Genomic DNA, 12735 nt, shown 5'->3' on the forward strand with positions numbered 1-12735 from the left:
ATTCGGAGCCGGCGCGCGAATTTTGCCGCACTGCGGCATTTTTACAACGCTGTCAGCAGTCGCGAGAGCCTGACATTGCCGTTCCGGCCCGCTACCACCCCGCCATGGGCGCTCATCACGATCACGGGCAAAGGCAAGGGCGCGGGCACAGGCACGGCCACGAGCACGGCGCGGCGTCGTCGGGCCATGGCCGCGCGTTTGCGCTGGGCGTGATCCTAAACACCGGATTCGTTCTGCTCGAGGCGGGGATGGGAATCGTCTCGGGCTCGATGGCGCTGGTCGCCGATGCCGGGCACAACCTTTCGGACGTGCTCGGATTGCTCATCGCCTGGGGCGCCAGCGTGCTCGCCGCGCGGCCGCCGAGCGAGCGCTTCACCTATGGCTTCAAGTCCAGCTCAATCCTGGCGGCGCTGGCCAACGCGGCGCTGCTGCTGGCGGCGCTAGGCGCGATCCTGGTCGAAACGCTCCGCCGCCTGGGCGATCCGCAGCCGGTCGCGGGCGAGACGATGATCGCGGTCGCCGCCGCCGGGATCGTGGTCAACACCGCCACCGCGCTGCTGTTCCTGCGCGGGCGCAAGACCGATCTCAACATCCGCGGCGCGTTCCTCCACATGGCCGCAGACGCCGCGGTCAGCGCGGGCGTGGTCGCGGCCGGGCTGCTGGTGGTGTGGACCGGCCGGTCGTGGATCGATCCGGTCACCGGCCTGGCCATCGTCGCGGTGATCGCTTGGGGCACCTGGGGGCTGCTCAAGGATGCCGTGAAGATGGCGCTGCTCGCGGTGCCGGAAGGGATCGACGAAGCCCAGGTGCGCGCGTTCCTGGCCGCGCGGCCGGGGGTGAGCGCGGTCCACGACCTGCATATCTGGCCGATGAGCACCACCGAAACCGCGCTCACCGCGCACCTGGTGGTCCCCGCCGGGCATCCCGGCGACGGGTTCCTCAACGCCCTGGCGCACGACCTGATGCACGATTTCGGAATCGGCCACGCGACGGTCCAGGTGGAGACGCAGGCGGAGTGCGCGCTGGAACCGGCGGGGGTGGTCTGAACGCCGCCGACGGATGAGTTGGCCCAATCCTCCCCGTCGCGAAGCAACGCGGAGTAGAAGCGAACTAGGCCGCCTCTTCCTTGCGGTCGCCGCTCAGCACCTGGACGGGTTCCTTGCGGCCTTCGACCACGTCCTTGTCGACCACCACCTCGCTGACGCCTTCCAATGTCGGAAGGTCGAACATCGTGTCGAGCAGGATCGATTCGACGATCGAGCGCAGGCCGCGCGCGCCGGTCTTGCGTTCGATCGCGCGCTTGGCGATCGTCTCGAGCGCGTCGGCGGTGAAGGTCAGGCCCACGTCTTCCAGCTCGAACAGCTTGGCGTACTGCTTGACCAGCGCGTTCTTGGGTTCGGACAGGATCTTGACCAGGGCCGCGATGTCGAGGTCTTCGAGCGTGGCGATCACCGGTAGCCGGCCGACGAATTCGGGGATCAGCCCGAACTTGAGCAGATCCTCGGGCTCGGCCTTCTGGAGCAGCTCGCCCACCCGGCGCTTGTCGGGATCGGCGACGTGCGCGCCGAAGCCGATCGAGCGCTTCTGCAGGCGGTCGGCGATGATCTTTTCCAGCCCCGCGAACGCCCCGCCGCAGATGAACAGGATGTTGGTGGTGTCGACCTGGAGGAATTCCTGCTGGGGGTGCTTGCGTCCGCCCTGCGGGGGCACGCTGGCGGTGGTCCCCTCCATCAGCTTGAGCAGCGCCTGCTGGACGCCTTCGCCCGACACGTCGCGGGTGATCGACGGGTTCTCCGCCTTGCGGCTGATCTTGTCGATCTCGTCGATGTAGACGATCCCTTGCTGCGCCTTCTCGACGTTGTAGTCGCTCGACTGGAGCAGCTTGAGGATGATGTTCTCGACGTCCTCACCCACGTAGCCGGCCTCGGTCAGCGTGGTCGCGTCGGCCATCGTGAACGGCACGTCAAGCGTGCGCGCCAGCGTTTGGGCGAGCAGCGTCTTGCCGCTGCCGGTGGGGCCGACGAGCAGGATGTTCGACTTGGCCAGCTCGACGTCGCCCGACTTTCCGCTGTGTTTCAAGCGCTTATAGTGGTTGTGGACCGCGACCGAGAGGACCCGCTTGGCGCGGTCCTGGCCGATCACATAGTCGTTGAGCGTCGTGAAGATGTCACGCGGGCTGGGTACGCCACCGTCCTTCTTCCCGGCGATGCCTGCCTTGGTCTCTTCGCGGATGATGTCGTTGCACAGCTCGACGCATTCGTCGCAGATGAACACCGTCGGCCCGGCGATGAGCTTGCGCACCTCGTGCTGCGATTTGCCGCAGAAACTGCAGTAAAGCGTGCTCTTGGTGTCCGATCCGGAAAGCTTGGTCATCTTCGATCCTGTGGCGCCCGCGAAGGGCAAGACTCGGCGACTGTAGTCACCAACCGCATTTAATCAACATACGGCGCACGCCGCGCCAGCTTCGCCGTCCTAGCGACAACACCTTTCGCCGGGCTGAAGCGCCAGCCTTTACGCTTCCTTGCCGTCCTTGGCGTCCTTGGCGTCCTTGGCGTCCTCGCCGTCCTTGTCGCTCGCCGGGCGCGATTCGAAGACCTTGTCGACGATCCCGAAGTCCCTGGCCTCGTCGGCCTCGAGGAAGGTGTCGCGATCGAGCGCTTTCTCGATCTCGTCGAGCGACTTGCCGGTGTATTTGACATAGAGCGAATTCAGCCGCTCGCGCAGGCGGAGAATCTCGCGCGCCTGGATCTGGATGTCGCTGGCCATGCCGCGCGCCCCGCCCGACGGCTGGTGGACCATGATCCGCGCGTTGGGCAGCGCGATCCGCATCCCCGGCTCTCCCGCGGCGAGCAGGAAGCTTGCCCATGCTTGCGGCCTGGCCGATGCACACGGTCGAGACCCGCGGGCGGATGTATTGCATCGTATCGTGGATCGCCATGCCGGCGGTGACCACCCCGCCTGGCGAGTTGATGTACATCGAGATGTCCTTGGAGGGGTTCTCGCTTTCCAGGAACAGCAACTGGGCGACGATCAGTGAGGCCATCTGGTCCTCGACCTCGCCGGTCACGAACACGATGCGTTCGCGCAGCATCCGGCTGAAGATATCGAAGCTGCGCTCGCCGCGGCTGGTGTTCTCGATCACCATCGGCACCAGCGCGCCGGTGATCGGATCGCGGGTGAACTGGCCCTGGGTGCCGTAGCGTGAACCGTGGGCGTCGCCGCCGAACAGGTCGATCATGAAGAAATGCCCTCTCGTCTCGATTGGCGGCTTATGTCGCGACGCAGCGCGGGGAGTTCAAGAGCGTTAACCGCTTGGCGGCTATTGAATGCACCGCTCTTTTCATTTGGCGGCGAAACCGCAAGGTCCGCCAGCCTAGGCTGCGAGACTCGCCCGTTTCGAAGCGGAATGAATCGGTACGAATTGGCCATCACCTCATCGTGCAAAATGCACCGCTCCCCGAGAAATTCTCGGAAAGCTCCATTTTGGATGATGAAAGTTGCATGGTTGACTTGCCGTTGTCATAACTGTTTAGGAAGACGTTCTACGTCTGGGTAAAGGGACCGCGGCGATTGCCGTTTTAAGGAGGGAAAATCGATGCGTATCAGGAATACTTTTGCGGCTGCTGCTGGTTTTTTCGCAACCGCCGCGCCGGCGCTCGCACGGGCCACGGCTCCGCTCGAAGGCGCGAGCGAGATGGGTGGCATGTCGACGCTGCTGATCGTCGCGCTGGTGGTTGCGCTCGGCGTGGGCATCTTCCTGATCGTGGACGACAACAACAAGCCCGACAGCCCGTAATCGCGGCGAACGCCATTCCGGCGCCAGCGCGCGCCGGCAACAAAAAAGGCGGGGAGCGGTCCCCGCCTTTTTCGTATCGGCTGGCCCGTCGGCCCGGTCAGGCCTTCTTCGCGGCCGGCTTCTTGTTCGCCGGGGCGGGCTTGTCTTCATTGGCGGCCACCGGCGCGGCGGCCGAGGCCTTCTTGGCCGCAGGCTTCTTGGCGGGCGCGGGCGCCTTCGCAGGCGCAGGCTCGGGTGCTGGCTCGGCCTCGGCCTTGGCTGCCTTTTTCGCGGGAGCCTTGGCCGCGTTCTTGGCCTTCGCCGGCTTGGCCGCGACGGCGGGAGTTTCGTCCGCCTCGATCGCGGCCTGCAATTCCTCGCGGGTCACCTGGCGTTCGCTGACTTCGGCCTTGTCGAACAGGAAGTCGACGACCTTGTCCTCGTACAGCGGGGCGCGCAGCTGCGCGGCGGCGAGCGCGTTCGAGCGGATGTACTCGACGAACCGGTCGCGATCCTCGTCGCGATACTGGCGCGCGGCCTGCTGGATCAGCATCTCCATCTCCTGCGGCGAAACCTGGACGCCATTGGCCTGGCCGATCTCCGAGAGGAGCAGCCCGAGGCGGACCCGGCGCACCGCGATCGCGCGGTAGTCGTCCTTGTCGCCCTCGATCTCGAGCCGGGCCGCTGCGGGATCGTCCTCGCCCGCGGCTTCCTGCTGGAGCTGCTGCCAGATCTGCTCGAATTCGGCCTCGACCATCGACGGCGGCACGTCGAAATCGTGCGCCGCGGCGAGCTGGTCGAGCAGCGCGCGCTTCATCGCGGTGCGGGTGAGCCCGGCGGTCTCCTGCTCGAGCTGGCCGCGCAGCAGGCCCTGCAACTGCTCGAGGCTTTCGAGGCCGAGCGACTTGGCGAATTCGTCGTCGAGCTTGGCTTCGCCTTCGACCTTCACATCCTTGACCGTCACGTCGAACGTGACCGCCTTGCCCTTGAGGTTTTCGGCCGGGTAATCGGCGGGGAAGGTCACGTCGATGACCCGGTCCTCGCCCGCCTTCATGCCGACGAGCTGTTCTTCGAAGCCGGGGATGAAGCGGCCCGCGCCGAGTTCGAGCGGGGTGTCCTCGCCGGCCCCGCCCTCGAACGGCACGCCGTCGAGCTTGCCGAGGAAGTCGATCACCACCTGGTCGCCGGTCGCGGCCTTCTTGCCCTTCTTGGCCGCGACGAAGCTCTTCTGGCCCGAAGCGATCTTGGCGACCGCCTCGGTCACCTCGGCATCGCTCACCGGCACGGTCAGCTTTTCCAGCTTGAGCCCGGTGATGTCGGGGGCGGCGATCTCGGGCAGCACTTCCAGCGCGACCGCCAGTTCGGCGTCCTTGCCCTCTTCATAGCCTTCGCCCAGGGCGACTTCGGGCTGCATTGCGGGGCGCAGGTTGTTGTCGCGGACCAGCTTGTCCATCGCCTCGCGGATTGCGGCGTTGAGCACATCCTGGTGGAGCGCGGCGCCGTGCATCTTGCGGACGAGATTGGCGGGCACCTTGCCCGGACGGAAACCGGGCATCTTGACCTGCGGGGCGATCTTCTTGACTTCGCCATCGATCCGCGCGGCAATCTCCTTGGCGGGAATGGTCACCGCGAAGGCGCGCTTGAGGCCATCGCTGGCGGTTTCGGCAATCTGCATGTCGTCAAAGCTTTCCGTATCATCCAGCCTGGCGGATGGCGGTGATGGTGCGGGCGAAGGGACTCGAACCCCCACATCCGAAGATACCAGAACCTAAATCTGGCGCGTCTACCAGTTCCGCCACGCCCGCTCAGGTCGCGAAATGAACGGCGGCCTCTATCGGCAGTTCCCGCAAAGGGCAAGGCGGATGACGGGCGCGGAACGAAGCGCGCGGACGGCACGTTTAACGCGGGTAGAGAGGAGGCTGATGCCATGTCCGACCCGAAACAGCCGCAGATGCCGCGCCCCGACATCATCGAACCGCAATCGCCGCAGGAAAGCCCTGCGCACCAGACCCCCAGCGAGCAGCCGATGCAGCAGCCCGACGAAGTCCAGCCCAGCCAGCCCGACCAGATCCAGCCCGATTCGGCGCCCAGCGAAGTGCCGGAGATTCCCGGGAACTAGGCGCGAGGGGCGACGATGGACCTGAAGTTCACGGTGTTCGCAATCGTCTCGCGCCCGGCGGCCGAGGTGTTCGATGCGGTCGCCGATCCGGCGAAACTGTCTGCCTATTTCACCACCGGCGGCGCGGTCGGGCGGCTGGAGGCGGGCAAGACCGTGCAATGGGACTTCGCCGACTTCCCCGGCGCGTTCCCGGTCGACGTGGTCGAGGCAGTGCCGAACGAGCGCATCGTCCTGCGCTGGGGCCGCAACGAGGACCGCAAGCCGACCGGCGAGACCAACCCGGTGACCTTCACCTTCACTCCGCTCGACGGCGACACCCGCACCAAGGTCGAGATCGCCGAGTCAGGCTGGAGCGAAACCCAGGCCGGGCTCGACGCCAGCTATGGCAACTGCATGGGCTGGTCGCAGATGCTGTCGGCGCTCAAGGCGTGGGTCGAGCACGGGGTCGTGCTGCGGGAGGGGATGTACAAATAGGACAGACCTGCAGTCCGCAAGCCGCATCTCTTGCGCTGCTAGATCAACCCCGCCAGCGGGCTGCTGGGATCGGCGTATTTCCGCGTTCCCATCCGTCCCGAACGATAGGCCTCACGGCCCGCTTCGACCGCCAGTTTCATCGCGCGGGCCATGCGGATCGGGTCCTTGGCTTCGGCGATTGCGGTGTTCATCAAAACGCCGTCGCAGCCCAGCTCCATCGCCACCGCGGCGTCGCTGGCGGTGCCGACCCCGGCGTCGACCAGCACCGGCACGCTCGCGCCCTCGACGATCAGGCGGATCGTCACCCGGTTCTGGATGCCCAGCCCGCTGCCGATCGGCGCGCCCAGCGGCATCACGGCGACCGCCCCGGCCGCCTCCAGTTGCTTGGCCGCGATCGGATCGTCGACGCAGTAGACCATCGGCTTGAAGCCCTCGTGGGCCAGCACCTCGGTGGCTTTGAGCGTCTCGCGCATGTCGGGGTAGAGCGTGCGCGCCTCGCCGAGCACCTCGAGCTTGACCAACTCCCACCCGCCCGCCTCGCGCGCCAGGCGCAGCGTGCGGATCGCCTCGTCGGCGGTGAAGCAGCCCGCGGTGTTGGGCAGGTAGGTGACTTTGCGCGGGTCGATGAAGTCGGTCAGCATCGGCGCCTTGGGGTCGCTGACGTTGACCCGGCGAACCGCGACGGTGACGATCTCCGCCCCGCTGGCGGCGACCGCGGCGGCGTTCTGGGCGAAGTCCTTGTACTTGCCGGTGCCCACGATCAGCCGGCTGCGGAAAGTCTGACCGGCGACGGTCCAGGTGTCGTCGTCCAGCGCCAGCGGGTGGTCGCCGCCTCCGACGAAGTGGACGATCTCCAGCACATCGCCGTCGGTGAGCAGCACGCCGCCCAGCGTCGAGCGCGGAGCGATCTCGCCATTGCGCTCGACCGCGACCTTGGCCGTATCGAGGCCCAGCTCGCGCACGAGATCGGCGACGGTCGCACCGGCCGGAGCGCGGCGCAGTTCGCCGTTGACGGTGAGGGCGAGCGAGGTGGTGGCGCTGGTGGTCATCGCCGCGGCATTAGGACAAGCCGCGAAGGATGGGAATTGCCTAACCAACCGAGCTGAAGTTGCAGGACGCTCAGGCGCTGAGGTGGCGAACGTTGCGCCAGTGGGCGAACGCGACCAGCGAAACCCCGGCGATTGTCAGCGCGGCTTCGGCCGGTCCGTGGCCGGTGATCAGCGCCAGGCTCATCAGCGAAAGCCCCGCGCCGCCGATCAGCAGCGGCTCGCGGCGGCCGTGGCGCGCGATGCCCAGGCCCAGCGCGATCCCGCCGACCGCGATCGCCAGCGCCAGCCCGACGCGGTGGAGCGCGGGGTTGAGCAAGAACCCGCCGCCAAGGCCCAGCACCGCGACTAGCACCAGCGTCGCCACACAATGCACCGCGCACAGCCCGCTGAGGAGGATTCCCACGCGATCGAATCGATCGCGCATCAGTTTGAAAGCCTCGGCCATGGCTCGCCATATATGTAACAGTATATCATTATGCAAGCTGCGTCGGCGCGATCGCGCGAATCGCTTGCGCTTTGCCGGGACGCGCCGCAGGGGCACGGGGATTATGGTGGCGATGGCTGGGAATACGCGAGTGGCGGGTGACTTGCGGCACAGTGCCGGGCGGCCGCTCGCGCTCGCCCGCTGGCTGTTCGCGGTCGCCGCGCTGATCGCCGGGATCGTGGTCGTGGGCGGCATCACCCGGCTGACCGAATCGGGCCTGTCGATCGTCGAATGGAAGCCGGTGACCGGCATCCTCCCACCATTGAGCCACGCCCAATGGCAGGCCGAATTCGCCGCATACCAACGCATTCCCCAGTATACTGAGGTCAACGGCCCCGCGGGGATGACGCTGGCGCAGTACCAGTCGATCTACTTCTGGGAATGGCTTCACCGCCTGCTCGGGCGCGCGATCGGGCTGGCGATGGCACTGCCATTCGCATGGTTCGCCTGGCGCCGCGCAATCCCGAAGGGTTATGCGCCGCGGCTGTTCGCGCTGCTCGCACTGATCGGGTTGCAGGGCACATTCGGGTGGCTGATGGTCCGTTCGGGGCTGTCGGGGCGGACGCTGGTGGCGCCGCACTGGCTGGCGATCCACCTCGTCACCGCGCTGGCGACGATGGCCGGGATGATCTGGACCGCGCTCGATCTGCGGGGCCTCGCGCGGCGCCAACCGGCGGCGAGGCTGACCGGGTTTTCGGCGCTGACCCTGGCGATGCTGGCGATCCAGCTTGTCTATGGCGCGCTGATGGCGGGCTGGCGGGCGGGTTACCTGGCAAGCGACTGGCCGGCGATGCAGGGGCGGCTGGTTCCCGACGGCATCGACTGGAGCCGCGGCGTGGCGGCATTCGTCGACGATCCCTTCCTGATCCACTTCATCCACCGCTGGTGGGCCTTTGCGGTGGTCGCGGTGCTGGTGGTGATGGGCCGCAAGCTGCGCGCGCATGGCGCACGGTTGGCTTCGATCGCGCTGCACACCGCCTTTGGCGTGCAGATCCTGCTCGGGATCGCCACGGTGATGAGCGGGATGGCGCTTTGGCTCGCGGTGCTCCACCAGCTGACCGGCGCGGCGCTGGTGGGCGCCACGGCATGGGGCGCGCACGCGTTGGGAGCGCGCGCGCGGACTTAGCGGTATTGTTTTACCTCTCCGCAAACCCCCGGAAAAGCTTGACTTGCCGGCCCTCAATCGCCACAGGCCCCGCTTCCAACGCGCGATGTGCGAAAATCTTGTAGAAATAAGGACCGTCCTTTCATGAAGGCGCTCAGCACGCAGACCCGGTCGATCAAACCGGCCGAGGTCGAGAAGAAGTGGCATCTGATCGATGCCGAAGGCCTCGTCGTCGGTCGCCTCGCGGTGATCTGCGCCGATCTCGTCCGCGGCAAACACAAGCCCAGCTACACCCCCACGTCGATTGCGGCGATCACGTCATCGTGATCAACGCCGACAAGGTGAAGCTGACCGGCAACAAGCTGAAGCAGAAGACTTACTACAAGCACACCGGGTACGCCGGCGGGATCAAGGAAGTGACCGCCGACAAGGTGCTCGACGGCCGCTTTCCCGAGCGCGTGATGGAAAAGGCGGTCGAACGGATGGTCCCGCGCGGGCCGCTGGGCCGCCAGCAGATGAAGAACCTGCACCTCTATTCCGGCACCGACCATCCGCACGCCGGGCAGCAGCCCGAAACGCTCGATGTCGCTTCGCTCAATCGCAAGAACAAGGTGGGCGCGTAATCATGGCCGACACCCCGAACACTGAAAACACCGTTTCCGATCTCGCCGATCTGGGCGCTTTGACCGGCGCCACCAGCACCGCCGCACCGGCGGTCGCCGCCGACGACCACGACGTGATCGTCGCTGCTCCGCCGCTCCCGCGCGGTGGCCCGCTCGCGCCGCTGCGCGACAAGGAAGTCGACGCGCAGGGCCGCGCCTACGCCACCGGCCGCCGCAAGGATGCGGTCGCTCGCGTATGGCTCAAGCCCGGCACCGGCAAGATCACGGTCAACGGCCGCGATCAGGAAGTCTACTTCGCGCGGCCCACGCTGCGCCTGGTAATCGACCAGCCGTTCCAGATCTCCGACCGCGCCGGCCAGTACGATGTGATCGCTACGGTTAAGGGCGGCGGGCTTTCGGGTCAGGCCGGTGCGGTCAAGCATGGCATCAGCCAGGCGCTCAGCAAGTTCGAGCCGCAGCTGCGCCTCGCGGTCAAGGCCGCCGGGTTCCTGACCCGGGATCCCCGCGTGGTCGAGCGCAAGAAGTACGGCCGCGCCAAGGCACGCAAGAGCTTCCAGTTCAGCAAGCGCTGATCCACCGAAGCCACGCCGAGAACACGAAAGGGCGGTCCCGCGGGGCCGCCCTTTTGCGTTCAAGCGGGAACGAGCACCCGATGCGGATCGTCGCCCACCGCAGTGCGAACCTCGCCGAGCAGCCACTCGCGAAACGCGCGGACTTTCCGCAAGCTTCGCTTGTGCGGCGCATAGCACAGCCAGAAAGCGCGGTCGTCGTAGGCAACGTCGGCCAGCGGCGCGACGAGGCGGCCCTCGGCGAGATCGCGGGTGAACATCATCGGGTTGAGCAACGCCACGCCGTGACCCGCAATCGCCGCCTGGCCGATGAGCGACTGCGAATCGAAACGCACCCCACCTGTCGCCGCGCTGCCATCGCCGAGCAGTAGATCCCACCACTCGTCGTCGGGGGTGATCCGCGGCGCACCGGCGAGGTCGGCGAGAGAAGCGATCGGGTGCGTGGCGAGGAAGCCGGGGCTGGCCATAGGCGTGAACACCTGGCGTGCGATGAAGTGTACGGCGACCCCTTCAGGTTGACGCCGGACGCCGCGGATGGCGATGTCGATCTCACCGCTCGCAAGATCGTGGAGCTGATCGGATACGTCGAGCCGCACCGCCAGATCGGGATGGGCGAGCTGGAAGCCGCCGAGCCGGGCTGAAAGGAAATTGAACGCAAAGGTCCGCGACGTGGTTAGCGTCAATACCGCCTCATTCTCGCTGCGTGCCATCGCGAACGCGGCGTCGAGCCCGGCAAACGCCTCGCTGACGCGCGGAGCGATCCGCTGGCCCAGCGGGGTCAGCACCCGATTGCGACCGGATCGCGCGAACAGCTTGGCCCCGAGCCGTTCCTCGAGCAGCTTGATCTGATAGCTGACCCCAGCCTGGGTCATCGCCAGCTCTTCCGCCGCCCGGCTGAAATTGCCGTGCCGCGCCGCCGCCTCGAAGGCGCGAACGGCGGCGAGCGGAGGTAGGCGAGCCATTCCCAATACATAAGTCATACTTGTATATCAGGTCCACCGTTTTGTTGGTGGCGCGGCGCCTTCCAAGGCACTGAAGGGTCATCCACAGAAACAGGATCACCGCCATGAAAGCCCTAGTACTCGCCTTGACGCTCGCCGCCGCCACATTCTCGAACCCCGTCGCGGCTAGCGGCAACAATCCTTCCGTGACCGTCGGCTACGGCGATTTGCAGCTCACCGGAACCGCTGGCCGCAAGGCCCTGGATCGCCGCATCGCGCACGCGATCGAACACGCGTGCGGGGTCGAGGTGCAGAATCGGCTCCTTGCCGAAGAGCGCGCCGCCAAGGATTGCGTTCGCGCAAAGCACGCCGAAGTGGCGCCTCAACGCGCTGCGGCGCTGGCCTCTCGCGGCATCGCGGTGGAGGTTGCAGCGGCAAACCGCTGACCGCATCCCAAAGGGCCTCCGCCGCGTCGGTCCTGCAAGCAGGACTGATGCAAAAGCAAGCGCGCCGGGACCGAAGCGCCGCGGCGCGCTTTGCTTTTCAGGTCAGCCGGTGCGAGCTGCGACCAGCGCCTTTAGGTCGCCCTCGGGCCTGGCGCCGTAGTGGCTGATGATTTCCGCCGCGCAAATCGCGCCGCGTTTCAGGCAATCGGCTAGCGGGAGGCCGCGGACGTGGCCGGACAGGAATCCAGCGGCGAACAGGTCGCCCGCGCCTGTGGTGTCGACCACCTTGGCGATCGGCTCGGCGGCGACTTCTGCGCGCTTGCCAGCGGCAATCGCGATTGCGCCGTGGGGGCCGCGAGTTGCGACCAGGACCGGCACGTTGGCGGCGACTTTTGCGACCCCCGCCTCGAAGTCGCTCTCGCCGGTCAGCGTCGCCAATTCACCCTCGTTGGCGAACAGGATGTCGATCATCCCCTCTGCGATTAGATCACGGAAATCGTCGCCGTGGCGCTCAATCACGAAACTTTCACTGGCGGTGAAAGCGACCATGCGTCCGGCGGCGCGCGCCACGTCGATCGCCCGGCGCATGGCCCGGCGGGGCTCCTCGGGGTCCCACAGGTAGCCTTCAAGATAGAGGACCGCGGCGCTGGCGATCAGCGTCTCGTCCAGCGCCACCGGCGGCAGGAACTGGCTCGCGCCCAGAAACGTGTTCATCGTCCGCTCCCCGTCCGGGGTCACGAAGATCAGGCACCGGCCGGTCGGCGGATCTCCCGCGCGCATCGGCGTGGCGTAGGCGATCCCGCCGGCGCGGACGTCGTGCGCGAAGACTTCTCCGAGCTGGTCGTCGGCGACCTGACCGATGAACGCACATTTGGCCCCCAGTGCGGCCAGCCCCGCCAGGGTGTTGGCCGCCGATCCTCCGCTGATTTCCTTGGCCGGGCCCATCGCGTCGTAAAGTTCCTGCGCGCGCGCGGTATCGACCAGGGTCATTCCCCCCTTGGCGAGGCCGAGCCGCTCGATCGTCGCGTCTTCGGCCGGGGCCATGACATCGACGATGGCGTTGCCGATGGCGATGACGTCGAAGGTGGGGGCGGTCATGAGGTCTCCGGTCGGGGCAGGGGAAGCGGCGCGCCTAACCGCCATCGCATTG

13 protein-coding genes, 1 tRNA gene and 2 pseudogenes are annotated in these 12735 nt (G+C 66.9%); 8 read left to right on the forward strand and 8 right to left on the reverse strand.

The genetic code is table 11. The features are described from left to right. Nucleotides 1–104 precede the first annotated feature (104 nt). The gene (locus GKE62_RS12150; RefSeq protein WP_154692462.1) at nucleotides 105–1046 is read left to right on the forward strand and encodes a cation diffusion facilitator family transporter; all 942 of its coding nucleotides are present in this window, start codon (nucleotides 105–107) and stop codon (nucleotides 1044–1046) included. A 64-nt stretch (nucleotides 1047–1110) separates the two neighbouring features. Here the strand turns inward: GKE62_RS12150 and clpX are convergent, their stop codons facing one another. Next, nucleotides 1111–2373, reverse strand: a complete 1263-nt coding sequence (gene clpX, locus GKE62_RS12155; protein ID WP_154692463.1) for an ATP-dependent Clp protease ATP-binding subunit ClpX — start codon at nucleotides 2371–2373, stop codon at nucleotides 1111–1113. A 138-nt stretch (nucleotides 2374–2511) separates the two neighbouring features. Further along, a pseudogene (locus tag GKE62_RS12160) lies at nucleotides 2512–3238 on the reverse strand (ATP-dependent Clp protease proteolytic subunit). A gap of 357 nt (nucleotides 3239–3595) precedes the next feature. On the opposite strand from GKE62_RS12160, the gene GKE62_RS12165 reads away from it, so the two are divergent. Next, a complete protein-coding gene (locus GKE62_RS12165) occupies nucleotides 3596–3796 on the forward strand; it encodes a hypothetical protein (protein WP_154692464.1) in 201 nt (66 codons plus the stop codon). Between the two features lie 97 nt (nucleotides 3797–3893). Here GKE62_RS12165 and tig read toward each other — a convergent pair whose 3' ends face one another. Continuing rightward, the gene (gene tig / locus GKE62_RS12170; RefSeq protein WP_154692465.1) at nucleotides 3894–5450 is read right to left on the reverse strand and encodes a trigger factor; all 1557 of its coding nucleotides are present in this window, start codon (nucleotides 5448–5450) and stop codon (nucleotides 3894–3896) included. Between the two features lie 45 nt (nucleotides 5451–5495). Continuing rightward, nucleotides 5496–5580 (reverse strand) — tRNA-Leu (locus tag GKE62_RS12175). Between the two features lie 122 nt (nucleotides 5581–5702). Between GKE62_RS12175 and GKE62_RS12180 the strand changes: the two genes are divergently transcribed. Together GKE62_RS12180 and GKE62_RS12185 are read left to right on the forward strand one after the other, a co-directional pair. Further along, nucleotides 5703–5894, forward strand: a complete 192-nt coding sequence (locus tag GKE62_RS12180; RefSeq protein ID WP_154692466.1) for a hypothetical protein — start codon at nucleotides 5703–5705, stop codon at nucleotides 5892–5894. Nucleotides 5895–5909: 15 nt separating this feature from the next. Beyond that, nucleotides 5910–6368, forward strand: a complete 459-nt coding sequence (locus tag GKE62_RS12185; RefSeq protein ID WP_154692467.1) for an SRPBCC family protein — start codon at nucleotides 5910–5912, stop codon at nucleotides 6366–6368. 38 nt (nucleotides 6369–6406) lie between these two features. On the opposite strand, the gene thiS is transcribed toward GKE62_RS12185, so the two are convergent. Together thiS and GKE62_RS12195 are read right to left on the reverse strand one after the other, a co-directional pair. After that, a complete protein-coding gene (gene thiS, locus GKE62_RS12190) occupies nucleotides 6407–7417 on the reverse strand; it encodes a sulfur carrier protein ThiS (protein ID WP_154692468.1) in 1011 nt (336 codons plus the stop codon). A gap of 70 nt (nucleotides 7418–7487) precedes the next feature. After that, nucleotides 7488–7862, reverse strand: coding sequence for a MerC domain-containing protein (locus GKE62_RS12195; RefSeq protein ID WP_154692469.1), 375 nt, complete (start codon nucleotides 7860–7862; stop codon nucleotides 7488–7490). A 112-nt stretch (nucleotides 7863–7974) separates the two neighbouring features. Here GKE62_RS12195 and GKE62_RS12200 point away from each other — a divergent pair, with 112 nt between their 5' ends. The 3 genes and pseudogenes from GKE62_RS12200 (at nucleotide 7975) to rpsI (ending at nucleotide 10201) form a co-directional block, all read left to right on the forward strand. Next, nucleotides 7975–9027 (forward strand): COX15/CtaA family protein, encoded by a 1053-nt coding sequence (locus tag GKE62_RS12200; protein WP_154692470.1) that lies wholly within the window; start codon nucleotides 7975–7977, stop codon nucleotides 9025–9027. Nucleotides 9028–9150: 123 nt separating this feature from the next. Continuing rightward, nucleotides 9151–9629: pseudogene (rplM, locus tag GKE62_RS12205) on the forward strand (50S ribosomal protein L13). Between the two features lie 2 nt (nucleotides 9630–9631). After that, on the forward strand, nucleotides 9632–10201 hold the full coding sequence (gene rpsI, locus GKE62_RS12210) for a 30S ribosomal protein S9 (protein WP_154692471.1): 570 nt from the start codon (nucleotides 9632–9634) through the stop codon (nucleotides 10199–10201). 59 nt (nucleotides 10202–10260) lie between these two features. Here rpsI and GKE62_RS12215 read toward each other — a convergent pair whose 3' ends face one another. Then, nucleotides 10261–11160, reverse strand: a complete 900-nt coding sequence (locus GKE62_RS12215) for a LysR substrate-binding domain-containing protein (protein ID WP_154692472.1) — start codon at nucleotides 11158–11160, stop codon at nucleotides 10261–10263. 125 nt (nucleotides 11161–11285) lie between these two features. Between GKE62_RS12215 and GKE62_RS12220 the strand changes: the two genes are divergently transcribed. Next, a complete protein-coding gene (locus GKE62_RS12220) occupies nucleotides 11286–11585 on the forward strand; it encodes a UrcA family protein (protein ID WP_195908369.1) in 300 nt (99 codons plus the stop codon). Nucleotides 11586–11687: 102 nt separating this feature from the next. Here GKE62_RS12220 and GKE62_RS12225 read toward each other — a convergent pair whose 3' ends face one another. Continuing rightward, nucleotides 11688–12683, reverse strand: coding sequence for an adenosine kinase (locus GKE62_RS12225; RefSeq protein ID WP_154692474.1), 996 nt, complete (start codon nucleotides 12681–12683; stop codon nucleotides 11688–11690). Between the last annotated feature and the right edge of the window lie 52 nt (nucleotides 12684–12735).

The sequence above is a fragment of the Novosphingobium sp. Gsoil 351 genome, from assembly GCF_009707465.1.
Taxonomy (GTDB): domain Bacteria; phylum Pseudomonadota; class Alphaproteobacteria; order Sphingomonadales; family Sphingomonadaceae; genus Novosphingobium.